The following is a 24,210-nucleotide window of genomic DNA, read 5'->3' on the forward strand; positions in this document are numbered from 1 at the left end:
TCTTTAAATCACCTTAGAAATAGATGATGTATCATTACATACAGTTGCGTATGTAGTTTATCGTGATACAGAGTCCTTCCATGTATAGAGGGTAATCTTCTCCAATAAAATATGGAGGCGAGTTGTTTGAAGAGAAAATGGATCGGAACGTTGTTAAGTGTGAGTATGGCATTTTCGATGTTTGCACCGATGGCTGTTGCAGCATCAGAATCAAAACGGCAAGTGGGGTCACAAAATCAAGGTCACATGATCGAAATTGGCGAAGACAAGTTTAGCATGATGGGCACTACTGTGAAAGATGCTGATGTACGTGATATCGTTCCGGCTGAGTATTTGGAATCAGCTCAAGTAGCATCTGACCTGAAATTCATTTTTGAAGAGGCATCTGTGAAAAAAGACGGCAAGTATGTATTGAATGAGGGGGAAATTGCTCAGAAGTTCGGATCTGATAATGTTGCAACCATCTCGGCATTTGTTAAGCTTGCAAACGGTGAGCAACTAACAGCAAATAACCTAAAGGGAGTGCCTCATCCAGAAGATGGGGGATTTTCCACGGCTTCATGGGGATCTTGTGTTGCCAACCAAATTATTGACTTTACAGGAATCGGTCTTTTAACTGGCGCAATGACAGAAATGATCGAAAAGAAATTGTGGGATAAGTTAGCCGTTGAAATCATCAAAATCATCGGAAAAAATGCAATTAAAGGCGGAGTTGTAGGACTTGCTGCTAGTTTGGCTTGGTTTAGTGTCCGTTGCATAGGACAGTAAAGTTACTCATCGAAGGGAATGGTGTTGCATGAATAGCATTAGATACATATCACTTTTTGTGATATCTTTGATTTTACAGATTATTATGTTCTTTGTCATAAAAAGTGACTCGGGTGTAACTATACTAGACATGTTGATTATGTCCCTTTTGTTCTGTGTATTTATGTTCATTATAGATAAGATCACCGGCAAAAAAAAGAAGATTTAATGTGGTAAGAGAGTTTGGAAGACAAAAATTGTAAAAGGCTAGTCACTGCCATAGCTATCCTTCTCCCAATATTGTTTATTGTCACTTTCTTTGTTTTGCTTAAAATGAACTACTTGATCACAGATATTATTGCATACATTTTAGCTATAGTTTGGATTGTGGCTACAATAAGAGGCATGAAGCACCGGAAGTGATAAGAATCAAATCAAATATTTCATTTTCATACAAATGTTGTTATGTACGAAAATTCACTAGAACGTTGTCATATTGTTCCTGAAGCTTTGGGTGGTAAAGATGAGGATTCAAATCTTATACTGCTATGTCACAGATGTCATTTAGAGAATCCGAATATTGCAGATAAGGATATCATGTGGGATTGGCTTCGAGCATATAGTACGTCATTTTATGATACATTTTGGTTGAAACAAGGGATGAAGGAATATGAATTCATATATGGGAAATCCGTAGAACAGGAATTGGAAGATAGAAGCATAATCGATGTTAGTAAGTTTAATCGAATCGTAGGAGAGCAGCTTCTAAATACAACATATCATTTTGGACAGCCGTATCTAAATTCTGCAACATTGGCCGGTATTTAGAATTTCGTTGAAAAAGTATGAAGAAACTTAATTAAATTGTTTGCGAACTGAGACATAACAAGCGCTTGAAGTAAAGAATTTGCTTTTGGAGCAGATCAGGTAATAAATAGGGCGGGGTAATTGAAGGGAGGTAATTAGCTGATTCTGTTTGAGACTGGTTACCAAGACGTATATAATTATATAGTTCACCATTTTTTAAAGGTGGAAGTATTTAATGAAGAAACGGATATTGGGGATATAATTGAAGAAATTCTCCCAAAGTATTTATACAGAGAAAAATATCATAAATGTGTAAAAACACTTGAAGAATTATACTACTGGACAGGAGACACATTTTATCATCAAATGAATGCGATTCATGAATTTGTTTTGTATAAATTCATTGATTATATGGCAGATTTGCAAAAGGAATTGCCGGAGTTTAATCAAATTTATTTTGATGAAAGATGTCATTTATTAATTCAAGAAGCTAGTCAAGCAGAATTTGAAGAATGTTGTGAGTTTTCCATAGAAGAACATGAGAGTCACTTTTACGATATCTTTTATTATTCAGATTCTTTGTTTACAGATACAGACTTTCTGTTTATTGATTCTGTATATAATAATCGTAAACTTGGAAAGACAATCATAGAAGAAAGATTGGGTATTAACATAGACTACTATTTTGAATTACTCCCTCTTGATATTCAAGAGCAATATAAAACAAAGCATATTAAACTTACCGGTGAAGTTTCTTCAATGTTGGAATATATCACAGAAAGAATACATTACGGAAATTTATATAAATTATTTTGGGAGAACGATGTTCCAGTAAAAGAAGAACGTATACAGCTAATTTTAGAAAATATAATGGATGCTTACTTTTATAATCAGGAAGTAGAAATTACTAGAGAGGCTGCATTGGGAAATGGGAAAGTTGATTTTAAGTTATATAAAAATAGTAACGAAGATGAAAAGGTTCTAGTAGAAATAAAGAGGGCAAGCAGTTCTTATTTAAAAAAAGGATATGAAAAGCAATTAACGGAATATATGCGATCTACCAAATATAAGAATGCTTTTTATTTAATTGCTTGTTTCACAGATGATGAGTACGATAAAAGTATGCGATTCATTAGAGAACATGTTTATACTGACACAATACAATTGTACATAAATATATCCCTATTAGACTTTAGAAAACGTAAGCCTGCTTCAATTCTATGATAACCCGAAAATGAGATGAGATGTGTTTGGAGAATAAAAATATCTCTTCTCACTAAATTTTCAAGTTGTTAAGCCAAGTTGAATTGGATAACGAAGATTGTTTTATTAAGAATTGCGGGTGAAGAATACTGACATGCAATCAAGGTGTGAAGTCAAATCGTTCTGCTGTGTTATAATTTAATTTAGACGTCGATACTGATGATAGGAAGGTGAAGCCCATGGATAAATTTAAATATTTAGAGAAGCTTATTAAGCTCACCGGAGATCGTGCCAAGCTGGACGCAAAAGCTAATGACACTTACATTGTATACAAAACCATAGAAGGTCAAATTGTGAAGGAATATAACAATGGGGATATTGTTCCTGTTGTCAATTCGGATGCTTCTCATGCATGAACCAACGCCAATTATGTATATATTTGCTGGTAATAATGGCAGCGGTAAAAGTACGATTCGAAATCTGATCGTTGATCGACTAGGAATCAGTGTGAACATTGATCCGGATGCTTTGGCACGAGGGATAGATTCTTTGCATCCTGAAAGCCGAAAAGTATCTGCAGGCAAAGAGGCCATCAAATTGGCTAGAGACTGTATTCGTCATGGTAGAGACTTTTCGGTTGAAACTACATTGGCAGGTGGCAACGCCATTCGTCTCATGCGGGATGCTAAGGCCAATAAGTTTGAAATTACGATGTTTTATGTAGGTTTGGGTGATTATCATTTAAATATAGAACGAGTTGCAGCGCGAGTTAGAAATGGCGGACATCATATTCCAACTGAGGACATTATCAGAAGGCATGACACTTCAATTCAGAATTTACTTAACAACATGCACCTAATCGATCATCTAATTGTCATTGATAACAGTAGCGATAAAGGTGATATGGTGCTTCAGATTAGCCATGGCTCAATTACACATCGCTTAGATTCAATTCCAGGTTGGGTAGAACAAGTTGAAAAGAGATGTTTGAAGTGATTGAGGTCGTATGATATACAGGAGTGATCATGTTCCTATTCCCAAGACGACACATGCGGAGTGTTCAGTGAGACTTGAAGGAAAAGATACAGTTCAATAAACTGTATCTAATCTGAGAGGGGGGAGATTATAATGACTAATCTATCTACCTCGAACACTTCAATTTTTGGATAAACCTTAAAGACTTGAAACTTTTCGTTCAGGTCTTTTCTTGCTTCTAAAGCTTTTTGCAGTTCGAATATAATTGGGAGGTATAATATCAGATCATGGAGATATCCAACAAGTTAGCAAGGATTAGAGCTCCTATTAAATCAAGTACGAAGAAATTTTGTTTCTCTCTATCGTAAAAAAAGGCACACATTTGTTTTTGACGCTTTTTATAACGATTGGATTATCTCTTTTTTTCATATATTTTAATGTTCTCGGTAGGATATTTGGTGGAATGAATGGCTTTTTATAGTTTCTTCTTCAACGCTGTGCGCAGTATTGATGTCAAAGGTAGCTAAATAGAAGGCTGAAAATGCCTATAAACAAAGGGTTTCCAGACATAGAGTTTCTCGGCTGTTAGGCGGGAGGTACTGATGTCGGGAAACCCTTTTATTGTTTGCATAACCTATCAACTGTCTTGGAGGTTCAAGAATTGTAGTATCCTATCTGTTTGGTTGACAATGAGGTGGCCCGTATCCGGCAGGAGCTCGATCTCAGCTTGTGGTGCAAATTGTTTAATTCGATTCATACTTTTGCTGGCAGGTATTAATTGATCAGAATCGCCAAAAAGCATCAGAATCGGCATCGTTAATTGTGAAAGGGACTGATTACTAAATAGCGGCATTTTTGCAGTTCGCGGTTTGAAATTTTTGAATATTAGTGATATGAATGTAAGATCTACTTCCAATCCGGATAACGATGATGAAAAAATATGACCGGCACCCACTAATTTAAGTGTTTGCAACTGCCCCCATTTTCCAAGAAGAGAGAAAAAGATTGCTCTCCATAGGAAACTGGCTTTTTCATGTGCAAGCCCTCCGGGACAAAGCAAAACCAACTTATCTACCTTCTCCGGATAAGTGGTAGCGAAGCTCAATGCCATCCAGCCGCCTAATGACATAGCTATAATGGAACAGGAGCTTAATCCAAGTGCATGTATGGTTTCATTCAACCATAGCGCATACGCACCGCTTTCGTAGCTTGGTCGGCTTGCTGCTGATAATCCTGCTTCTCCAATAATGTCGATTGCATAAACATTGTGTGTTTGTAAAAGAGAGGCTACATCATCATACCAAGTGAAAGAATTCGATACGCTTCCATGCAGGAGAATCAGTGGGGGATTGTCTTTTGACCCTGACTCAATGACAAAAGTCGATCCGAAACTAGTCCCAACTTCGTATTGGTGGTTTTCCACTGGCCAGCTAGCAAGTATTTTTCGGTACTGTCCTAAAACTTCTCGTTTGCCTACTTCTGACTTATATATATTCTCCATGATATCTCTCCTTTCTTTCTATTTTGAATCCTCAAAATCTTGTTTGGTTGATCACCTGTTGAGGGCTTCCTACTCAGTAAGCCTGATATTGCTGATTGGATTGACATAACTACACTAAGTTATAAGTAACATAGATTGAAAGTAACCTATATGATTGCGGTTGTAAATAATTAACTTTGATCGACATACTGGTAGGCTGGCATGTTCCCTCGAATTACATCAATCAAACAATGATGAACTGTCAAAATCCACAAAGGATGTTATGTATATCGAAAATATTAAGTCCCTATATGTTTTTCATATTTTTATTGACGATAGCCGCATGCTAACATATACAAATGCAAATAGAGAAGGGTAGCATTCAGGGTTCCCGACTCGTAATTTTTATCAATTCGATATAGGTGGTCATCAATGTTAACTAAGTCTGCGTTTCCACTACTGCTGTTGAACATGTTTCTCGCTAATTTAAGTATGGGACTTGTCATTCCGATCGTGCCGGAACTTCTTGAGGAGTTTTCGGCAAGCGGACAGGCCGCAGGATATTTGGTCTCCTGCTTCGGCCTGACCCAGTTTCTATTCTCACCCATTGCAGGCAATTTGTCAGATCGATACGGCCGTAAACCAATGATTCTCATAGGTTTGGTCTTGTTCGCACTCTCTAATCTGCTTGCAGCGTTTGCAAGTGATCTAACTTTATTATTCGCATCGCGATTGATTGGTGGAATAGGCTCAGCAGCCTTAATCCCGTCCATTATTGCGTATATTGCTGACATTACAGCAGATGATCAGCGCAGCAAGTCGATGTCATGGTTAGGTGCGTCGATGACATCTGGGTTTATTATCGGACCGGGTGTCGGTGGATTGCTTGCGGAATGGGGAATCAAGATGCCGTTCTATGTATCCGCATGTGTAGGAGTGCTGGCAATGGTTTGCAGCCTCTGGGGATTGCCTGAATCGGTGTCGGCGAACATTCGCCAGATGCGTCGTCAAGTGGAGGAAAAGAGGGACAATGTGTTCCGTCAAATCGTGCTTTCGGTTCGGTCTCGCTATTTTGTCATGCTACTCATTGTTTTCACGATGACCTTCGGTCTGACGCATTTTGAAGCGATTTTTCCGCTCTTTGTCGTACAGGTGTACGGATTCACGACGGCTCAAATCGCTATACTACTAACGGTATGTTCGCTCATCGGTACGCTAAATCAACTGTTACTGACCGACCGGATTACACGACGTTTTGGGGAAAAGCAGGTTATTGTTGCCATGTTGTTGTTATCAGCGGTATCCCTTGTATTCCTATTATTCTCTGGTCATTTCTTCTATGTCATGGCATTCACGATGTTATTCTTTACGTTCAATAATATTTTGCGCCCTACGATCAATACGCTGCTGTCGAGAGTGGCTGGGAATGAGCAAGGGTTTGTGGCAGGGATGAATAATGCGTATACGAGTCTCGGTACGATATTTGGACCGATGTTGGCAGGTATTTTGTTTGAAGTCCACTTCAAATTGCCCTATCTGTTTGGCGGACTCGTACTGCTCGTGAGCAGTATCTTCACGGGGAGTCGATTGAGAAATATAAAGTCTTCTCAACACGTCTGATGTGCTCCTTTCCTCCATAATCGCAATAAAATAGAAAAGCTGTCTACGATCCATTGCTATATAAACTCCTTTATCCTATATGGAAAACATATAGAAAACTAATTAATAATATATTTTCCATTTGGTTTTCTTGGTGATAGCATATTGATCAAGAAAGGTAAAGGAGGAAAAAATTATGAATAAATATTCTACAAAGCTGGCTTCTCTGATGCTGGCGGCGTCGTTGGGAGTAACAGCTCTTCCATTTGGCGTGTTGCAAGCAGATGCTGCTTCTGTGAAACTCTCTACAGAAGAAATCCAACAGGCTATGATCGAATTTTCCAATCTTCGTGTCATGCAAGGTTATGAAGGCGGCAAAGCAAAGCGTGGTGAAGTCGCATATCTGTTGAACAAAGCGCATAAAGCAGTTCTCGCACCAAACGCCAAGCTTACCAAAGGTCAGGAAATGGCTGACATTCTGAGCGGCACGGACTGGCAGGGTACAAGAGTATATGATAAAGATCATCATGACCTGACTAAGGAAAATGCCAACTTCATTGGCCTGGCCAAATATGAAGCAAAAACCGGAAGATATGAATTCTTCGATGCAAAAACCGGTGCAAGCCGCGGTGATAGAGGAACCTTCTTCCTTACTAACGATGGAGAGAAGAGAATCCTGATCTCGGAATCGATGAATTATCAAGCAGTTGTCGATATGACAGAACTGAATAAGAATGTCTTCACCTATAAAAGAATGGGTAAAGATGCTCAAGGTAACGACGTAGAAATATTCGTCGAGCATGTTCCGTATAAAGGAAAAAAACTTGCTTTCACAGAGCCGGACAAATCATGGAATACAACGACTGGCGATATTGTTAAAAACGTTGATGGAGATCAAATTTTGGGCAGCACACTTTGGCATGGAACAAAGGTTCTGGACGAAGAGGGAAATGAGATCACAGAATACAATTCCAACTTTATCAGCCTAGCTAAATTTGACGATAAGACGAATAAATATGAGTTCTTCAATGTGAATACGGGTGAAAGTCGTGGCGATTATGGCTACTTTGATATTTTGCATGACAATAAAGTCAGAGCCCATGTTTCTATTGGAAAGAACAAGTATGGTATCGCTGTTGAAATTACCGAGCTTAACAATAATAAATTTACGTATAAAAGAACAGGTAAAGACAAAGACGGCAAAGATATAACCGTATTCGTTGAACATGAGCCATATAAAGGAGATTTTAACCCTGCATTTACTTTTTAAATGATGCAGTACGATTTGCCTCAATGAAGTGAATTCATTCGTTTGAAAATGATCAAAAAGATCCCGGATCGTTAGGATCCGAGGGTCTTTTTTTTGATTTCCGCATTCCACAAAAAATTGGACTCTATAATAGGGCTTGAATCAATCAATCCATTTCCTTATGCGCATGATGCTGCAGATACCTTCCTTCTTTTTTGAATAAATCGATAAAATTCCGGGCCGTGTTGGATAAGCGGTGATTTTTCAGCCATATTAACCCAAGCGGAGAAGACATCCCAACTGTAGAAGAAATTTTGTGCGCATGAATCGGAACCCCTTTATGCCGATGAAGCAATGTTTCCGGAACGATCGACGAACAAAAGTCAGTGGAAACCAACTCCATCAAAAGCGCTATGTCGGAACATTCGCCGACAACGGGGGGATGCATATTAAGCCTTGAGTATGCCTCCAAAATTAAATAGTGTACACCTAATCCCTGTGTGCTTGGCAATAGGAGCCGCTCGTTAGTTATGTCCGCGAGCGTTACTTCATGTTCAAACCGTTTCTGTTTCTGGGATGTAATCAAATAAAACGGTTCGGTATACAGATGAAGAACTGAGAAATCGTCCAATTCAAGCGGCAATCGTATGAATGCCAATTCGATAGCCCGATCTCGGACTAACTGACAAAGATGAGCGGACTCATTTTGTTGGATTTTGTACGTTACCTTTGGATAGTGCTTTTGAAATTGATGTAGGATTTCAGGCAAATCAGCAACCGAAAACGTATTTACACCCATCGTCAATTTGCCGTTTACCCCATTTTCGACCTCAGTCACTTCCATTTTAGCCTCTTGCATTAATTGATCCATTTGCAAGGCATAGGAATATAAGGTTCTTCCTGCATCCGTTACTTCCATGTATTTCCCGTTTCTTTCCAACAATATCGCGCCAAGCTCCTCTTCCATTGCCCTCAATTGTTGGCTTAAAGGCGGTTGAGAAATATGGAGTCTTCTCGCTGCGGCTGATATGCTTCTTTCCTCCACAATCGCAATAAAATAGCGAAGCTGTCTGATATCCATCGTTGCAAAGACTCCTTTCTCATATATGAAAAACATATATATAACTTATTTATTATATATTTTTCGTTTGATCCCCTTCATGTTAGCATATTGGCAAAGAACGATAAAGGAGGCCGAACGATGTCCCGTCTCTTGCTGATTGTAATGGTTGTCTTACTGGCTGGGTGTCAAACCGATTCCGGCTCTTCAAAGCGTTTATCAAAGGAATCAAAGTCTGATGAAAAGAAGGTGGAATGGATGAACCAGAAATTGATTTTTTCAGCAGAGGAAGGGGATACCGATAACGTTCTGAAGCTGCTTCAAGACGGAGCAGACATCAATGCAACGGATGGACGCGGAAGAACGGCTGTCGTGGCAGCAACTTATAACAATAAAGCAGATACGGTAAAGGCGCTTATTCAAAAGGGTGCGGACATTAACATTCGCGACGCCAACTTAAATAATGTCCTCCTATATGCTGGAGCGGAAGGACTTCTCGAAATCGTCAAACTCGCGCTTGATGCCGGTGCCGATCCGAAACTTACGAACCGGTTCGGGGGAACAGCGCTGATTCCTGCTTCGGAACGCGGACATGTCGAGGTTGTTCAAGAACTGCTTAGTCGTTCAGGCATCGACGTCAACCACATCAATAACTTGCACTGGACGGCATTGTTGGAAGCGGTCATTCTAGGCGACGGCGGAGAGAAGCATCGAAAAATCGTACAACTGTTAGTTAACCATGGCGCCGATGTGAATATTGGGGATGGAAATGGGATCACCCCCTTAATGCATGCACAGCAAAAAGGATTCCAAGAAATTGCTGACCTATTAATCGAAGCGGGGGCGTAACCCTCTTATGCTTTATCGTGCTTAAAGAGGGTTTGGAAATGAACGATAAAACATGAGGTGATTATCATGGATTTTGTAAAACGTACCATACAATTGGCTCTTACAAATGTTGAAGAAGGCGGCAGACCCTTTGCTACTGTGATCGTTAGAGATGGAGAAATCATTGCGGAGAGTCCGAATCTAGTGGCGCAAACCAATGATCCGACAGCTCATGCAGAGGTGCTTGCCATCAGAGAAGCATGTAGAAAACTGCAAACCGAGCATTTGACTGATTGTGAAATTTATATTCTTGCGAGTCCGTGTCCAATGTGTTTGGGGGCTCTTTATTATTGCAGTCCTAAAAAAGTGGTTTATATTACAACACGAGAAGATTATGCTCCATTTTATAAAGATAATCGCAAGTATTTTGAATTGGAAACGTTCTATGATGAATACTCCAAACCGATGGAGCAACGCAGGCTGCCTATGGTTCAGCATAAAGACGAAGATGCGATTAAGGTATATGAGCGCTGGAGCGAATTAAACCATAAATAAGCGTGAACAGTTGCAGCGAAGGAGGAGAATGAAGTGGCGGACAATGCTTACTGGTTAACGAATGTTCGGTTGGAGACCGGCTATCAGGTTGAGAATGGTACCGTAACGGGGACAGAAACCATGCTTTTTCATGTACAGATTTCAGATGGGGAAATCAGTGAAATCGTTCCCGCAGATCAACCTTTAGAAACGAATATGCCGAAACGGGATGCAAATCGATATCTCATGCTACCCTCTTTCCGCGATATGCATATCCATCTTGATAAGACATACTACAGTGGCCCATGGAAGGCGCCAACGATTCCACGTAAAGGACTTTTGACTAGGCTGGAGGAAGAACAGGAATTACTCCCGCGTTTGTTACCTGTAGCCAAGGAAAGAGCAGAAAACTTGCTGGGATTGCTGACCCATGCCGGTTCGACCCATATTCGGACCCATTGTAACGTCGATCCATATATAGGACTGCGGAATTTGGAAGCTACGCTTCAAGCCGTAGAAGCTTACAAAGGAAAAGCTTCGGTTGAAATTGTGGCGTTCCCGCAGCATGGATTATTGCGCAGTGAATCTGTTTCTCTCGTAAGAGAAGCATTGAGAAGCGGTGCTGCTCTCGTTGGCGGCGTTGACCCTGCAACCATCGACGGCAATATTGAGAAGTCGCTGCAAACGGTAATGGAACTAGCCGTGGAAGCGGATGCGGGTATTGATCTTCATATCCATGATCCAGGCCATCTTGGCATTTTTACCTTTCAACGATTGGCTGCGTTAACAGAGGAAGCCGGGTGGCAAGGAAGAGTCAACATCAGCCATGCTCTGGCGTTGGCTGATATTTCTCTGGAAGAGGCAGCTCAAGTTGCAGACCTGTTAGCTGAGCAGCGGATTACGATTACATCCACCGTTCCGCTTGGAAGGACACTTCCGATACCGCTCTTAAGCGAAAAGGGTGTGCAAATCTCCCTCGGTGATGACAGCATCACGGATCACTGGTCTCCTTTTGGCAAAGGAGACAGTCTTGAAAAAGCAGGTACATTAGCGGAACGATTCGGCCTGAAGGACGAACGTTCCCTTGGACAAACACTGGGGTATATTACAGGCGGCGTAACACCTCTAAATGTGGATGGACAACGCATCTGGCCTAATGTCGGAGATGCTGCCGACCTCGTTCTCGTTGATGCAAGTTGTTCAGCCGAAGCGGTTGCACGAAGAGCAAGAAGGGTCGCTGTTGTTTTCCAGGGGAATCTGGCAGCAGGAGAACTTTAATCATAGAACGTTGAAAGGATGAGCTTCATTGAATACTGCTTATTGGTTAACCAATGTCCTGTTGGAAACGGGATTTCAGGAAGATAACGGTGTGATTACGGGTACCAAAACGGAATGCTATCATCTCTTAATTGAGGACGGGAAAGTGGCGAAGATCGTCCCAGCGGTTGAGTCCGTACCGGATGAACTTCCTAAGAAAGATGCGAAACGGCTTCTGATGCTGCCTTCATTCATCGAAAAACATTGTCATTTGGATAAAACATTGCTTGGTGATCGATGGCGTGCGGTAACACCTGCTAGCAACATTTTTGAACGGTTTGACATCGAGAAGCAAGTACTTCCTTCTTTGCAAACTACGACGCAAGAACGCGCGGAACAACTGCTTGATATGTATGTGAAGTCTGGTGTAACGCATGTGCGCACGCATGTCGATGTTTATCCTGAGGTTGGATTGGAGAATTTGGAACAAGTGAAGCGAGCACTGCAAACATTTGAAGGGAAACTGTCCTACGAAATCGTTGCTTTTCCTCAGCACGGTTTATTGCGTTCCAAGTCGAAACAGTTGGTCAGGGAAGCCCTTCGCCAAGGAGCAAGCTTCGTGGGCGGGGTCGATCCGGCCACGGTGGATGGTGATCTCGAAGCTTCCTTGCAGGAAATGGTGGAGCTAGCCGTAGAAGGAAATGCGGGCATTGACCTGCACTTGCATGACGCCGATCATCTTGGTGTGTTTACGATCAAACGATTGGCCCAGCTAACGAAAGAAGCAGGATTGCAAGGCAAGGTTGCCGTTAGCCATGCCTTTGGGCTGGGGGATGTCTCTCAAGCTCAAGCGGAAGTCATGGGAGAGCTTCTGGAAGATGCAGGGATCTCCATCATTACCAGTGTACCGATAAACCGCAAGTTTCCGCCAGTCGGTCTATTACACCGGAAAGGTGTTAACGTTGCCGTCGGATGCGATAATATTTTTGATGTGTGGTCGCCTTTTGGAGATGGAGATATTTTGAAACGCGCTGGTCGTCTGGCGGAAATGTACGGATGGTCCGATGAGCGGTCATTAGCCCGGACGCTGCAATTTATTACTGATGGCAAGACACCATTACATGATAATGGCGAAAGAGTGTGGCCCGAAGTTGGAGACGATGCAAATATGGTGCTAGTCGAAGCTTCTTGTTCGGCGGAAGCTATCGCAAGAAGTTCGGACCGTGTCGCTACGATGTTCAGAGGCAATATCGTATCAGGTTCAGTTTAATGTGAATTGACGTTTCAAATTAGATTAAACGAGTAGCAGCAATAATCCCTTATAAGTAAAAACTCAGGCGCCGGGCTTCCCAGACCGACGCTTGAGCTTATTTCCTTCTATCGAACTTTTCCCAATCCTTTATAACTTCTGCCTGAGTCAATTGTCGTTCCCTCAGACATGGGGATGTTTCCCATTTATGTATCGCTTGTTGCTTTGTTTTGTAAAAGCGGTAGTCGCAAATATTTTGGTAGGGTTTAACTCGATAAATGTCGAAGTATGGTGAGAAGATGAGCAGGACGGTGTTACTCGCAATGTAAATAGAGAAGGGAGAAAACAATGAAAGATTTAAAAATTCTTAAAGAACGAAAAGAGTGTGTGCTTTTTCAAACGAGTGAAAAGGATAGCCGTAATGGATGGATCGGAGGGAACGCACCGGCTTATTTTGATGAACGAGAAGGCATGGTAAATAAGGATATGGAGAGGTATTTTTATTTGTCTATCGTTAACCCTTTTGATGAAACTGAGATGATCTCCATTTTTGCTCCTAAACATTTTGAAGATCGTATTTCTAAAAATAGATATCCAAATTGTTCTTTATTAACAATGAAACATCCTAAGACAGATGAGAGTAAATTTGATACTTTTACCGATCCTGATTTAGTAAAGCACTTTATTTCGGAAGCCAATATGGTAAGTGATAAAGCGTCATTAGAAGAACGTTTTCTTATCAAATTCGGGGGAACTCCAAGGCATATTCAGGGAGAAGAGTATTACTATAAGGAGTTGCATGATGACGGTTTTGATTTTCTATTTCAGGTCGATGAGGATGGGTATCCAGATACACTCTTAAAGCCAAGAAAAAGTTATCCTTTTTCGTTCGGTGCTATCTATTTATATGCACAAATGGTAGAAGGTTCGATTGAGAACCCCATACAAAGTTATTGGCAATATTCCTAAAAGTAATTATTACATGCATGTCCTAAAAAGTGTAGCGAGGTTGATTTTAAATGAACGAAGACATTACAAAAATGATTGATTGCCTAAAAGGAGCTTTAAAAGAAGATCCTTCAACGATTGTTTTTGGAAAATTAAATGACGGGATCACGGGGATTCATGAAGAAGCTGATTCTCTAAAGCTAGGAAAATATTACGAACTTATTAAAAGTAACAAATGGAGCGCGGTGCGGTGACATTGATTTATGGAGTTACAGTGAATTAGAGCGTAATCAATATGTTCTTTCAGATATGCAAGACGACAAAGAATCATGGTTATCAATAGGCCAGATTCTTTATGAACCCTTAATCATGAACAGATTTGATGGGATTGTTTATAGATTGGATGAAGACGGAACGACGATGAATGATTTTGGAGAATTGGATTTCTTTTTGAAAAATGTTGTGTTTGGATCTGGTTATTGCAAGGTGATTATGGATATGGATGGTATACGCAAGATGTCATGGGAAAAAAAGCAGTTGGGCATCCAGAAGGATACCAAATGGTTTCCGTCATTATGTTACACGGCTAATTGACGAGGAATTAACAGTGATCGTTCTTAGCAATGAGATGACGGTGAATTCCAAAAGAATCAACCGTAATCTTACATCCATCGTTCTTCAGCAGCCGATTTGGATATGGGAGGAGCGACTTTAATTATAAAAGCCTTTTCTCAAGTTTGATACAAGATAAATTCAGCAACCTCAATCCCTTCTCACTAGAGAGGGTTAAAGCGGCTTAATTAGTCCCTATTGAGCAAATAGTGAAAAGCCCTAAGAGTCTCCATCAATAGATTTCAGTTTTGACGGAAAGCTCCCAATAAAAGCAAAATCATTATAAAAAATCTGCCAATGAAGAACACTGTAAGCAAACCAAGAAGAACCACTCCAAAAGTTTTGAAAATCTTCTTCATGTGCAAAATTCACCCTATCGCTGGGATAATGCCTTTATAATATCGAAAATAGAGGTTTTTGTTAATATGTACCATATAAATATTAATTCACACTTATAGCATGAAATGGATGTTGACAGTATCTGCTCTATTTTGCTAGTATGTATCACGAAATAAATTTCCTTTAATGCAGTCCAGAGAGGCTGAAAAGGGCGACGTGATATTGTAAGGCTAATAATATCTATGTTTTCGCATGCCCTTTTTGCCCTTTGTGCAGAAGGGCATTTTTAGTACCTCTTTTAAAGGGAGTCCTGTGAGGCTTCAAAAGAGAATGGAAAAGTCTTGTGTAATCCATTCCCTCAAACACGCAGAAAGATCAACAAGAAACTGGAGGATCGTTAGAATGGATTATCGTAAGAAAACAGTGGCAGCTTCAGTAGCTGGATTAACGTTGGAAGGAATGGACATTATGTTTATTTCCTTTGCGATGACAATGATTATTTCGGAATTTAACATTGATTTCGCAACGGGTGGACTGATTTCTTCTATAACGAATATTGGCATGCTGCTAGGCGGCATTATTTTTGGGGTTTTAGCTGATAAGTATGGGCGGGTAAAAGTATTTACGAATACCGTCTTGTTGTTTGCAATTGGGACGGCTTTAACTGGACTAGCAACGAATATTGAACAAGTTTATGTGTTCAGATTTATCGCAGGTCTTGGCGCAGGTGGAGAATATGGAATTGGCATGGCTCTCGTTGCCGAGGCTTGGCCGAAGAACAAACAAGGAAGGGCATCCTCATATGTGAGTGTGGGTGCACAGTACGGCGTTATTTTAGCAGCGTTACTAAGTGCTGTTATTCTTCCGCTTTTCGGATGGAGAGCTTTATTCTTTGTTGGCGTGTTACCTGTCATTTTCGCCTTTATTGTGCGAAAAAACCTTGAGGAATCTCCAGAATGGCTGGCTGCCCAGAAGAATAAAGAAATTAACAAGCAACGTGAAAAAGGCAAGCTGGCTCAACTATTTGAAACGCCTAGAACAACGATGACGACAATTTCCTTGATTATTATGGCCACGGTGCAAATTGCCGGCTACAATGGCTTAATGATTTGGCTGCCATCCATGCTGCAGAAATCGCAAGGCTTATCCGTTTCAAGCTCTGCTCTTTGGACGATTAGTACAGCGGTTGGCATGATTGTTGGGATGCTAACGTTCGGCCTGTTTATGGATCGGTTTGGCGCAAAGCGTGCTTTCGGCATCTTCTTGCTTGCCTCTTCATGTGCTGTGTTTTTATACTCCTATGCTGCTGGAAGTGTCGCTATTTTAATCGGTGGCGCGATTGTCGGCTTCTTCTCGAATGGCATGTTTGCCGGGTATGGAGCTTTAATTAGCAGCTTCTATCCTGTGCAGATTCGAAGCACAGCGACAAACACAATTTTTAACTTCGGTAGAGCAATTGGAGGATTTTCACCAATCTTTGTCGGCTATATTCTTCAAAGTTATGATATGACGGTCGCAATGATCTACTTAGCTGCCTTATACTGCATTTCCCTTATCGTCATGTTGACTCTAAAGAAAGAACCAAGTGAGACTTTGCAACCCGTTGACGTTAAATAAATTCAAGCATGAAAGAACGAATTCCACACTATAGGGATTCGTTCTTTTTTTTATGTGCACCTGGTATGGTATGAACTATAATAAAGACGTAGTTATAGGAAGCGATCTCCGCATATAAAGAAATCAGCTTTCAGGATTTGCAAACATCTCGCTTTTGGAATGTAAATTAAATAGAAAAGTAGGATGTGGAACTTACATGAACAACCATTCTAAAGGGAACAATAATAGATTTCTGAATTCATATTCCGTTAAACGAAGATGAAGAGGATTCTTATTACACAATGTCCATTGAAAGAGCGAAAGATAGAAGGGCAGATTATTCTGAGGATTTTGAGAATTTCATTCTATTTCATATCCCTTTTGCCGACAATCATGCGGATAATGATTTTTGGATTGATATCCAAACCGGGGAAATTAAATATATGGATTACGAAGAAAGCTACAACCCCGATGATGCAGTAGTTGTTGCACCTTCATTTTTAGAATTTTGCAAGCGTATTCATGAAAATCGTAGGCAATAGATCACTTTTTCGTATTATGAAAGCAATACAAATCTTTCTACATGCGTATGTTTCGCAAAATGATTCAGATACATATGGCAGACAAGTACGGACGAAAATAGCAAAGAGGGGCCTGTTGCCCCTCTTTCATCTATCTACATTTCACTCTCTTCCATCTCTCGAATAGACTCGGCGACCTTGGCCATCATGGAACATTCGATCCGTTTGCGGAACACGTCACAACTAAACTCGTAGGTTCCGTTGATGGAGCCTGTCGCATGCAAGGCATTGGCGGGGCAGCCGCCGCTGCAGTAGAGCTTAGCCCAGCAATCCTGGCACTCCGGCTTCGTATAGCAGTTGCTCTCTTTGAATTGGCATTGCAGCTCAGGCCGCGTGATGCCTTCCCAGATGTTGCCCATGCTATACGCTTCATCCCCGACAAACTGGTGGCAAGGGAACAGTTCGCCCCAGGGCGTGACAGCAAGATATTCGGTGCCTGATCCACAGCCCGTGATTCTTTTCTGGATGCAAGGGCCTTCTGAGAGATCGAGCATGTAATGATAGAATGTAAATCCTTTGCCTTGTTCGCTGCGCTTAATCATTTCCTTGGCGAGAATTTCGTACTGATTGTAGATCTCCAGGAGATCCTTCTCGGTAAGGGCATAGGGTTCCCTTGGATCACAGATGACAGGCTCCATCGAGATTTTATCAAAGCCAAGATCTGCGATATGGAAGATGTCATTGGTGAAATCGACATTGTTTCGCGTATACGTTCCCCGTACATAGTATTCCTGGTCTCCGCGCTTTTGGACGAATTCCTGGAACTTCGGCACGATAGAATCATAGCTGCCTTTGCCCGTAACGGTTGTGCGCAGCCGATCATGAACCTCTTTTCGTCCATCCAGACTTAAGACGACATTGTACATTTCCTGATTTAAAAACTCGGTGACCTCATCGTTTAGCAGCATCCCGTTCGTTGTAAAGGTAAAGCGGAATTTTTTCTTCCATTCCTTCTCTTTGCTTCGGGCGTACTTTACAATCTCTTTGACGACTTTCCAAGCCATAAGCGGTTCTCCGCCGAAGAAGTCGATGTCAAGGTTCCGGTGGTGGCCTGAATTTTCGAGTAAGTAATCAATAGCTCTTTGTCCAACCTCCACGCTCATAATTGCGCGATCGCCATTGTATTTCCCTTGGCTGGCGAAGCAATACTCGCATGACAGATTGCAAGTATGCGCGACATTGAGACAGAGCGCCTTCACATACGTTTTTCGTGCTTTTAAATGAATAGACAGTTCCTCATAAGCATCCTCTGTAAAAAGCTGCTCATTCTTTATAAGTTCCTCGACCTCTGAGATTGTCCCTCGAATGCTTTCTTCTGTATATTGTTTTTCCTTCATTAATGCTAGGATTCGTTCGGGTGTTTCCTGTTCATAAAGCGCAATGATCTCATACGCCAGGTCATCAACAACATGCACTGAGCCACTATAGGTGTCGATCACGATGTTGTATCCGTTCAGTTGATATTGATGAATCATACTGCGAATCAAGCTCCTTTTGTCTACAAATTGCAGGTGGTATCCATAGAAACAACTTCGCCGTCCTTGGAAGGACGGCGGTAAGTTTCATTGCCTATTTGTTATTTGTTCATTGCGTTCTCACAACGCTGATTGGCAACGCCGCAGGAAGTTTTGCAAGCAGACTGGCAAGATGTCTGGCATGCGCCGCATCCTCCATGTTTTGCAGTGTCCATCAGTTTGCGTGTGCTCAGTGTGACAATTCTTTTCATCATGAGTAACTCCTCTACCATTTCATTGGCTATTATTTACCGCTACGTTGAACTATGGTAGCAACAATTCGGAATTCACAGCAATCAAAAAGGTCACACCATTTGAAATGTTTTGTCTGTAATTATCCTTCAGAGACGTGGTTTGGTGAGGGTGGAATTCGAATGAGTAATGATTCAAACAGGATCTGCTAACCTTTATATAGGCATCTGCATAGTCTATACGGTGGTGAATAATATCTGTGCGAGGAGAATGAATATGTATCCGTACTATTACCAACCATGGCATTATCCCGTTCATTATCCCCCGAGCGGCATGAATCGGTGCTATAGTTGGAATCCATATGATTACAGCTGGTATAATCCCGAGGGGCTTTTTTCAAGGAGAAATCATATTGCACTGAAGGATTATGGGGGCCAGCCGTTTGTTGTCAATATTGAGCAGACAGCCGAGCAAAACCAAATGTACCGTACGGCCTTATGGACTGGAGATCATTTGCAAGTGACGCTGATGAGCATTCCGGTTGGAAGTGATATTGGCTTGGAGGTGCATCCAACAACCGATCAGTTCATACGCATTGAAGAAGGGCATGGGCTTGTAAGGATGGGAGAGAGTAAGGATAAATTAGATATCGAGCAGCGGGTCGATGATAATTATGCGATTATGATCCCGGCGGGTACATGGCACAATGTAATCAACACAGGATATAAACCGCTTAAGCTGTATACGATCTATGGCCCTCCCAAGCATCCATTTGGCACCGTTCATCAAACCAAAGAAATTGCCATGGCCGCTGAAGGCAGCCATCAATGGAAATCGTCTGACAGGTTGATCCAATTACATGATGAAGGCCAAATTGTCTAGAAAGACGCTTAGATCCAAGGATCTAGGCGTCTTTTCATGAATGGACTACGATATCAATAGTATGATCCAGTTCACAAAATAAACGTTACTGGCGTAACTGATACGGTTTCGTTCTTTTGATATAGTTAGGCTGTTAGCTGACGAGGAATCTACCATTTCCGAAGTGCAGGAACCTCTTCCGTTCCTTCGCACATCTGTTCCAGCTTCTTTAAATTTAGGATATAGATATATTTCTGACGAATATCAATCAGCCCTTCACTCTGAAAGTCACTAAGGGTTTTGGAAATGGATTCGCGTGTAATGCCAACCATATTGCCGAGCAGGGCATGATTGATTTTCATATCAACTTTGTAAGCGGTTCCATGTTCTTGACCAAAATTATAATAGAGATCCATAATTTGATTTGCGACCTTCGCTCGCACATCACAGAACGTCATATAACGAATCATGCGGTTTAAAACACGAACTCTTTGGAACATTATACCGTATGCTTTGTGGAGAACAGATGGGTACTCTTCAATGATTTGCAAAAAATCTTGCTTACTGATCTGCCATGCGATAAGCGATTCCAGTGCCTCAATGGTACAAATCCGATGGTTGTCGCCAGAAATGGCCTCAGCTTCGCCGAAAATTTCACCTGGGAGTTGAATGCTGAGCACAACTTCTTTCCCATCTTGAATACGATATATTTTGACTTTTCCTGTCCGAAGAATGAAAATCTCATCGCTTTGGTCATTTTCGAACATAAATACATGATTTTTTTTATAATGACGTTCTTTAAGCATCGGCGCGACGCGGTTAGCTAAATCACCTGCTGGAATCTCAGAGAAAAGTGGGATTTGAGTAATATCTATCATACTTCCATATCCTTTCATAGTGAGATCAGCACTATTGTACCATGGTTTTGCTGCGAGTAATAATGAGGAATAATTGGATGGAGGCAAAGGGATTGAATGCACGAGTAAAGGATTTGTTTCAGATTCGAGACAACGAGACTACAATACGTACGGAAATGCTGGCAGGTCTGACCTCATTTATTACGATCGCCTATATTATTGCTGTTAATGGAGCTATTCTCAGCATTGCGGGCATGCCGTATGAAGTCGCGACGATTGCAACCGTACTCTCTTCGATAGTCGGATGCATGCTGATGGCATTCTGGGCGAAATCACCGCTCATTCTGGCGCCCGGCATGGGGGATAACGCGTTTTTTGTATTTACGTTGGTGGCTTCCTTCGGTCTTACGTGGCAGCAGGCATTGACAGCCGCATGTATCGCAGGAGTTATGTTCTTCTGCATTTCGTTGACGAAGGGCGTTACCTATTTATCGCAGACGATACCTGTATCGATGATACGAGCCCTGACGGCAGGAATCGGGTTGTTTATTGGATTTTTAGGGTTGAAAAATGGCGGTGTGATCGTACCGAGCGAGAGTACATTCGTCCAATTAGCGAGCTTGCGTGATCCGCATGCGTTAACGACCATTTTGACACTTGCCATTGTCGTGCCGCTGTTCTTGCGCAGGGTGAAGGGGAACTTCCTGATTGGAATCATTGCAGGAACGCTCATTGGGGGATGTCTTGGAATCGTCGATTTCTCAAATATGGACAACTTTACGTTTTCCATGGCAGGGTATGACAGCCTGCTGTTTGCTTTTGATTTCAGCCAATTTAGCAGCTTTCATTTCTGGATCGCGGTGTTTTCCTTATTGATGGTCATTCTCTTTTCCAATATGGGGGCACAGTTAGGCATGCTGCCGGACAATTCGAAGTTCCGGCGTTCGTTTCAAGCTAACGCGCTATCCATTGTAGCGGCATCTATGCTGGGGTGCAGTCCGACGACAACGGTTGCTGAGTCCGCAACAGGCATCGCGGCAGGGGGAAGATCCGGCTTAACGCCATTTATTGCAGGACTATTGTTTATTCCGGCATTATTCGTTGTTCCGATTTTGAAAATGATCCCGAATGCTGCGATTGCGCCTGTGCTGATCATCGTGGGCTGTTTCATGATACAAGGTGTTAAAGATATTCAGTGGGATGACTTGACGGAGGCTTTTCCAGCATTTCTGATGATGCTTATGATGCCGTTATCTTTCAGCATCGTGAATGGAATTGCATTCGGCTTCATTGCTTACCCGATTGTCAAAATCGTCACAGGACGACGTTCTGAAATTACGGCCGCAATGTATGGGATCGCGGTATTGTTCTTGATCTATTTTCTATTGGGACAGTAAAAGAAATTGTGTAATATTTTGTCTAAATATGGTAAACTGAGTAGAAAGGACGATTGGAGAGGGTGAATCGTTGTGGGGTTTATTGTCGAAACCCGAATATGACGCATGGCGTATATTTCTGCCGTGCGCCTATATTCGGGCTTGTTACTGTTACTATGAACAATACTTATCCCTGACGGATTGCTGTCTCCAATGCCACTTCAATCATATCGTTGAACGTCAATTGGCGTTCTTCCGCTGTTGTAGCTTCACCTGTCAGGATATGATCACTTACCGTGAACATGGCTAGTCCGTTGATTTGATGCTTCGCAGCCAGCGTATACAAGGCGGCAGTCTCCATTTCTACAGCCAGCACGCCGTATGCGCCGAGCCTCATCATCGTTTCCTTGCTATTGTCTTCTGTATAGAAGATGTCCGAGCACAAAATGTTTCCTACACGCAGGTTCAAATTCTTTTCCATGCCGATATCATAAGCTGTTTTGATCAAATCGAAGTTTCCGATCGGCGCGAATGAATAACCAGGGAAACGGTTCGTATTAATGGAAGAATCCGTACATACTGCTTGCGCGATAAGAACATCACGAAGCTTCACCTCATGCTGAATGGCGCCGCATGTTCCGATTCGAATTATCGTTTTAACATCATAATCCTGAATCAATTCTGTCGCGTAAATCGCGAAAGAAGGAACACCCATCCCGGAACCCTGTACAGAAACAGGCTTGCCTTTGTATGTTCCTGTGAATCCAAGCATCCCGCGAACTTGGTTGTGGCATTTCGCATTTTCCAAGAATGTCTCAGCAATATATTTCGCACGCAGCGGATCTCCAGGCATTAAGGATACTGGTGCGATTTCACCTTTTTTAGCTTCTAAATGTACACTCAATGGAACGTACCCCCTTGGTTAATTTTCAAGCGCTTGACTTATGAAAACGTTTTACTCTATTACCCTATCATACGTATACGCATAAATTCAGTAATGCAAGCTATCGCTTTTCTGTGAAGTAGATTACAAAAAAACAGTGCAGCGCTTAACTGAAGTTCTTCTAAGCTCCAACTATAATCGAGATGTCCCCAGCTTTCGAACACCGCTAGTGTTGGTTCGGGGGATTTAATGTAAGCGGATTCACCATCCGCTTTCCGTCCGAGGCTGCAGTACAAGTCATATATGTGATTTACCGTCTTAAGACGTGAATCTAAGGAAGAAAATTAGTTTACAAAAATATATCGGAGGGTCTTACAGATGAAGAAAAAGATGAATCTTTTGCTTGTATTCGTATTGATGGTTTCCATGGTGTTAACCGCATGCGGCGGGAAAAATGAATCCAAAAACGGGGCTGGAGCAGCAGGAGAATCTGGCGACAAAAAATTGAAAATCGGTATGGTTACCGACTTGGGCAGCGTAAATGACAAATCCTTTAACCAGAATGCTTGGGAAGGTCTACAAAAGCTGAAAGCTGATTTTGGCTATGATGTAAAATACGCGGAACCAAAACAAGACTCTGATGTCATTCCTAGCTTGAACCAATTCGTAAAAGGCGGTTATGACCTCACATGGGCGACAGCTTATACATTGGATAGTGCCATCACACAAATTGCCAAAGAAAACCCGGAAGCAAAGCTTGGCATCATTGATTCCTCCATTGTTGTGCCGAACGTTGCGGCTGTATCCTTCAAAGAGCAAGAAGGGGCCTACTTAGTTGGGGTAATCGCTGGCTTGATGACCAAATCGAATAAAATTGGTTTTGTCGGCGGAATGGAAATTCCTCCAATTCAACGCTTTGCAGCCGGTTTCCGTGAAGGGATCAAGGCTGTAAATCCAAAAGCACAATTGATTGTGAACTATACAGGGCAATTTACGCGCGTTGATATGGGTAAATCCGCAGCTGCGACCATGTACAATGACGGGGCAGATATCATTTTCCATGCTTCTGGATTGACAGGCAACGGTGTATTCAACGAGGCCAAAGAGCGCGTTTCCAAAGGGCAAAAAGTATGGGTTATCGGGGTTGATAAAGATCAATCCTTAACGTTCGGCGATGAAGTAACATTGACGTCCATGATCAAAAAAGTTGATATCGCTGTCTATGAAATTACGAAGCAATTGGCAGAAGGCAATTTCCCTGGCGGTAAAGTAACGAACATGGGTCTAAAAGAAAACGGTGTAGACATTGCGTCAACATCCTCCAAAAATGTCCCTGCAGATGTATTGGCGAAAGTAGAAGAGTACCGCAAAAAAATTGTTGACGGTGAAATCGTCGTACCAGAAAAGTAGAGAACTAGAACCAATTAGAACCGATTGGAACCAAAAAGCTCCCCTCGCTTAAT

At 41.8% G+C, this 24,210-nt stretch carries 24 protein-coding genes and 1 pseudogene; 19 read left to right on the forward strand and 6 right to left on the reverse strand.

Annotation, left to right across the window (positions count from 1 at the left end; translation table 11 throughout):
- Nucleotides 1-126 precede the first annotated feature (126 nt).
- The 5 genes from ACQ5BJ_RS22800 (at nucleotide 127) to ACQ5BJ_RS22820 (ending at nucleotide 3,753) form a co-directional block, all read left to right on the forward strand.
- Nucleotides 127-768 carry a hypothetical protein gene (locus ACQ5BJ_RS22800; RefSeq protein ID WP_430112494.1) on the forward strand — a complete coding sequence of 214 codons (642 nt, stop codon included), beginning with the start codon at nucleotides 127-129 and terminating at the stop codon, nucleotides 766-768.
- Between the two features lie 444 nt (nucleotides 769-1,212).
- Nucleotides 1,213-1,575 (forward strand): HNH endonuclease, encoded by a 363-nt coding sequence (locus tag ACQ5BJ_RS22805; protein WP_430112496.1) that lies wholly within the window; start codon nucleotides 1,213-1,215, stop codon nucleotides 1,573-1,575.
- Nucleotides 1,576-1,776: 201 nt separating this feature from the next.
- Complete coding sequence (locus ACQ5BJ_RS22810; RefSeq protein WP_430112498.1) at nucleotides 1,777-2,778, forward strand: hypothetical protein; 1,002 nt, start codon at nucleotides 1,777-1,779, stop codon at nucleotides 2,776-2,778.
- 218 nt (nucleotides 2,779-2,996) lie between these two features.
- On the forward strand, nucleotides 2,997-3,173 hold the full coding sequence (locus tag ACQ5BJ_RS22815; protein ID WP_163976940.1) for a hypothetical protein: 177 nt from the start codon (nucleotides 2,997-2,999) through the stop codon (nucleotides 3,171-3,173).
- Nucleotides 3,166-3,753, forward strand: a complete 588-nt coding sequence (locus ACQ5BJ_RS22820) for a zeta toxin family protein (RefSeq protein WP_430112500.1) — start codon at nucleotides 3,166-3,168, stop codon at nucleotides 3,751-3,753. Before ACQ5BJ_RS22815 ends, ACQ5BJ_RS22820 begins: the two co-directional genes overlap by 8 nt.
- A gap of 616 nt (nucleotides 3,754-4,369) precedes the next feature.
- Here ACQ5BJ_RS22820 and ACQ5BJ_RS22825 read toward each other — a convergent pair.
- Nucleotides 4,370-5,233, reverse strand: coding sequence for an alpha/beta fold hydrolase (locus ACQ5BJ_RS22825; protein WP_430112502.1), 864 nt, complete (start codon nucleotides 5,231-5,233; stop codon nucleotides 4,370-4,372).
- A gap of 411 nt (nucleotides 5,234-5,644) precedes the next feature.
- Here ACQ5BJ_RS22825 and ACQ5BJ_RS22830 point away from each other — a divergent pair, with 411 nt between their 5' ends.
- Together ACQ5BJ_RS22830 and ACQ5BJ_RS22835 are read left to right on the forward strand one after the other, a co-directional pair.
- Nucleotides 5,645-6,832 carry an MFS transporter gene (locus ACQ5BJ_RS22830; protein WP_430112504.1) on the forward strand — a complete coding sequence of 396 codons (1,188 nt, stop codon included), beginning with the start codon at nucleotides 5,645-5,647 and terminating at the stop codon, nucleotides 6,830-6,832.
- A gap of 424 nt (nucleotides 6,833-7,256) precedes the next feature.
- Nucleotides 7,257-8,081 (forward strand): annotated as a pseudogene (locus tag ACQ5BJ_RS22835) (DUF4822 domain-containing protein); the annotation flags it as partial.
- Between the two features lie 145 nt (nucleotides 8,082-8,226).
- Here ACQ5BJ_RS22835 and ACQ5BJ_RS22840 read toward each other — a convergent pair.
- A complete protein-coding gene (locus ACQ5BJ_RS22840) occupies nucleotides 8,227-9,141 on the reverse strand; it encodes a LysR family transcriptional regulator (protein ID WP_005543041.1) in 915 nt (304 codons plus the stop codon).
- A 120-nt stretch (nucleotides 9,142-9,261) separates the two neighbouring features.
- Between ACQ5BJ_RS22840 and ACQ5BJ_RS22845 the strand changes: the two genes are divergently transcribed.
- The 9 genes from ACQ5BJ_RS22845 (at nucleotide 9,262) to ACQ5BJ_RS22885 (ending at nucleotide 17,025) form a co-directional block, all read left to right on the forward strand.
- Entirely contained in the window at nucleotides 9,262-9,969 is a 708-nt protein-coding gene (locus tag ACQ5BJ_RS22845; protein ID WP_268600535.1) for an ankyrin repeat domain-containing protein, read from the forward strand.
- A 66-nt stretch (nucleotides 9,970-10,035) separates the two neighbouring features.
- Nucleotides 10,036-10,503 (forward strand): nucleoside deaminase, encoded by a 468-nt coding sequence (locus ACQ5BJ_RS22850; RefSeq protein WP_430112507.1) that lies wholly within the window; start codon nucleotides 10,036-10,038, stop codon nucleotides 10,501-10,503.
- A 33-nt stretch (nucleotides 10,504-10,536) separates the two neighbouring features.
- A complete protein-coding gene (locus ACQ5BJ_RS22855; protein ID WP_430112509.1) occupies nucleotides 10,537-11,760 on the forward strand; it encodes an amidohydrolase family protein in 1,224 nt (407 codons plus the stop codon).
- Nucleotides 11,761-11,788: 28 nt separating this feature from the next.
- The gene (locus tag ACQ5BJ_RS22860; RefSeq protein ID WP_430112511.1) at nucleotides 11,789-13,009 is read left to right on the forward strand and encodes an amidohydrolase; all 1,221 of its coding nucleotides are present in this window, start codon (nucleotides 11,789-11,791) and stop codon (nucleotides 13,007-13,009) included.
- A gap of 327 nt (nucleotides 13,010-13,336) precedes the next feature.
- Nucleotides 13,337-13,957: a hypothetical protein gene (locus ACQ5BJ_RS22865; protein WP_430112513.1), complete on the forward strand. Its 621-nt coding sequence runs from the start codon at nucleotides 13,337-13,339 to the stop codon at nucleotides 13,955-13,957.
- 50 nt (nucleotides 13,958-14,007) lie between these two features.
- Nucleotides 14,008-14,190 (forward strand): hypothetical protein, encoded by a 183-nt coding sequence (locus ACQ5BJ_RS22870; protein WP_005543035.1) that lies wholly within the window; start codon nucleotides 14,008-14,010, stop codon nucleotides 14,188-14,190.
- 115 nt (nucleotides 14,191-14,305) lie between these two features.
- Entirely contained in the window at nucleotides 14,306-14,530 is a 225-nt protein-coding gene (locus ACQ5BJ_RS22875) for a hypothetical protein (RefSeq protein WP_040734848.1), read from the forward strand.
- Nucleotides 14,531-15,289: 759 nt separating this feature from the next.
- The gene (locus ACQ5BJ_RS22880; protein WP_163976928.1) at nucleotides 15,290-16,504 is read left to right on the forward strand and encodes an MFS transporter; all 1,215 of its coding nucleotides are present in this window, start codon (nucleotides 15,290-15,292) and stop codon (nucleotides 16,502-16,504) included.
- A gap of 281 nt (nucleotides 16,505-16,785) precedes the next feature.
- A complete protein-coding gene (locus ACQ5BJ_RS22885; protein WP_187698640.1) occupies nucleotides 16,786-17,025 on the forward strand; it encodes a hypothetical protein in 240 nt (79 codons plus the stop codon).
- 134 nt (nucleotides 17,026-17,159) lie between these two features.
- On the opposite strand, the gene scfB is transcribed toward ACQ5BJ_RS22885, so the two are convergent.
- Nucleotides 17,160-18,539, reverse strand: coding sequence for a thioether cross-link-forming SCIFF peptide maturase (scfB, locus tag ACQ5BJ_RS22890; protein WP_430112516.1), 1,380 nt, complete (start codon nucleotides 18,537-18,539; stop codon nucleotides 17,160-17,162).
- 101 nt (nucleotides 18,540-18,640) lie between these two features.
- On the reverse strand, nucleotides 18,641-18,790 hold the full coding sequence (gene scfA, locus ACQ5BJ_RS22895; protein WP_076321126.1) for a six-cysteine ranthipeptide SCIFF: 150 nt from the start codon (nucleotides 18,788-18,790) through the stop codon (nucleotides 18,641-18,643).
- A gap of 256 nt (nucleotides 18,791-19,046) precedes the next feature.
- Here scfA and ACQ5BJ_RS22900 point away from each other — a divergent pair, with 256 nt between their 5' ends.
- Entirely contained in the window at nucleotides 19,047-19,652 is a 606-nt protein-coding gene (locus ACQ5BJ_RS22900; RefSeq protein ID WP_430112683.1) for a cupin domain-containing protein, read from the forward strand.
- 149 nt (nucleotides 19,653-19,801) lie between these two features.
- On the opposite strand, the gene ACQ5BJ_RS22905 is transcribed toward ACQ5BJ_RS22900, so the two are convergent.
- Entirely contained in the window at nucleotides 19,802-20,527 is a 726-nt protein-coding gene (locus ACQ5BJ_RS22905) for a Crp/Fnr family transcriptional regulator (protein WP_430112518.1), read from the reverse strand.
- A 74-nt stretch (nucleotides 20,528-20,601) separates the two neighbouring features.
- Between ACQ5BJ_RS22905 and ACQ5BJ_RS22910 the strand changes: the two genes are divergently transcribed.
- Nucleotides 20,602-21,885, forward strand: coding sequence for an NCS2 family permease (locus tag ACQ5BJ_RS22910; protein ID WP_430112520.1), 1,284 nt, complete (start codon nucleotides 20,602-20,604; stop codon nucleotides 21,883-21,885).
- Between the two features lie 166 nt (nucleotides 21,886-22,051).
- Here ACQ5BJ_RS22910 and deoD read toward each other — a convergent pair whose 3' ends face one another.
- On the reverse strand, nucleotides 22,052-22,768 hold the full coding sequence (gene deoD, locus ACQ5BJ_RS22915; protein WP_005543024.1) for a purine-nucleoside phosphorylase: 717 nt from the start codon (nucleotides 22,766-22,768) through the stop codon (nucleotides 22,052-22,054).
- A gap of 357 nt (nucleotides 22,769-23,125) precedes the next feature.
- Here deoD and ACQ5BJ_RS22920 point away from each other — a divergent pair, with 357 nt between their 5' ends.
- On the forward strand, nucleotides 23,126-24,157 hold the full coding sequence (locus ACQ5BJ_RS22920) for a BMP family lipoprotein (RefSeq protein ID WP_163976923.1): 1,032 nt from the start codon (nucleotides 23,126-23,128) through the stop codon (nucleotides 24,155-24,157).
- The last annotated feature ends 53 nt before the right edge of the window (nucleotides 24,158-24,210 follow it).

It is taken from the genome of Paenibacillus sp. B1-35 (genome assembly GCF_050474385.1).
In the GTDB taxonomy this organism is placed as follows: domain Bacteria; phylum Bacillota; class Bacilli; order Paenibacillales; family Paenibacillaceae; genus Paenibacillus_B; species Paenibacillus_B alvei.

Bases quoted from the DNA above. Each gene is read 5' to 3' on its own strand.
- ACQ5BJ_RS22805 (WP_430112496.1), top strand. From the start codon at position 1,213: ATGTACGAAAATTCACTAGAACGTTGTCATATTGTTCCTGAAGCTTTG.
- ACQ5BJ_RS22815 (WP_163976940.1), top strand. From the start codon at position 2,997: ATGGATAAATTTAAATATTTAGAGAAGCTTATTAAGCTCACCGGAGAT.
- ACQ5BJ_RS22820 (WP_430112500.1), top strand. From the start codon at position 3,166: ATGCATGAACCAACGCCAATTATGTATATATTTGCTGGTAATAATGGC.
- ACQ5BJ_RS22825 (WP_430112502.1), bottom strand. From the start codon at position 5,233: ATGGAGAATATATATAAGTCAGAAGTAGGCAAACGAGAAGTTTTAGGA.
- ACQ5BJ_RS22830 (WP_430112504.1), top strand. From the start codon at position 5,645: ATGTTAACTAAGTCTGCGTTTCCACTACTGCTGTTGAACATGTTTCTC.
- ACQ5BJ_RS22840 (WP_005543041.1), bottom strand. From the start codon at position 9,141: ATGGATATCAGACAGCTTCGCTATTTTATTGCGATTGTGGAGGAAAGA.
- ACQ5BJ_RS22845 (WP_268600535.1), top strand. From the start codon at position 9,262: ATGTCCCGTCTCTTGCTGATTGTAATGGTTGTCTTACTGGCTGGGTGT.
- ACQ5BJ_RS22850 (WP_430112507.1), top strand. From the start codon at position 10,036: ATGGATTTTGTAAAACGTACCATACAATTGGCTCTTACAAATGTTGAA.
- ACQ5BJ_RS22865 (WP_430112513.1), top strand. From the start codon at position 13,337: ATGAAAGATTTAAAAATTCTTAAAGAACGAAAAGAGTGTGTGCTTTTT.
- ACQ5BJ_RS22870 (WP_005543035.1), top strand. From the start codon at position 14,008: ATGAACGAAGACATTACAAAAATGATTGATTGCCTAAAAGGAGCTTTA.
- ACQ5BJ_RS22875 (WP_040734848.1), top strand. From the start codon at position 14,306: ATGAACAGATTTGATGGGATTGTTTATAGATTGGATGAAGACGGAACG.
- ACQ5BJ_RS22880 (WP_163976928.1), top strand. From the start codon at position 15,290: ATGGATTATCGTAAGAAAACAGTGGCAGCTTCAGTAGCTGGATTAACG.
- ACQ5BJ_RS22885 (WP_187698640.1), top strand. From the start codon at position 16,786: ATGTCCATTGAAAGAGCGAAAGATAGAAGGGCAGATTATTCTGAGGAT.
- scfB (WP_430112516.1), bottom strand. From the start codon at position 18,539: ATGATTCATCAATATCAACTGAACGGATACAACATCGTGATCGACACC.
- scfA (WP_076321126.1), bottom strand. From the start codon at position 18,790: ATGAAAAGAATTGTCACACTGAGCACACGCAAACTGATGGACACTGCA.
- ACQ5BJ_RS22900 (WP_430112683.1), top strand. From the start codon at position 19,047: ATGTATCCGTACTATTACCAACCATGGCATTATCCCGTTCATTATCCC.
- ACQ5BJ_RS22905 (WP_430112518.1), bottom strand. From the start codon at position 20,527: ATGAAAGGATATGGAAGTATGATAGATATTACTCAAATCCCACTTTTC.
- ACQ5BJ_RS22920 (WP_163976923.1), top strand. From the start codon at position 23,126: ATGAAGAAAAAGATGAATCTTTTGCTTGTATTCGTATTGATGGTTTCC.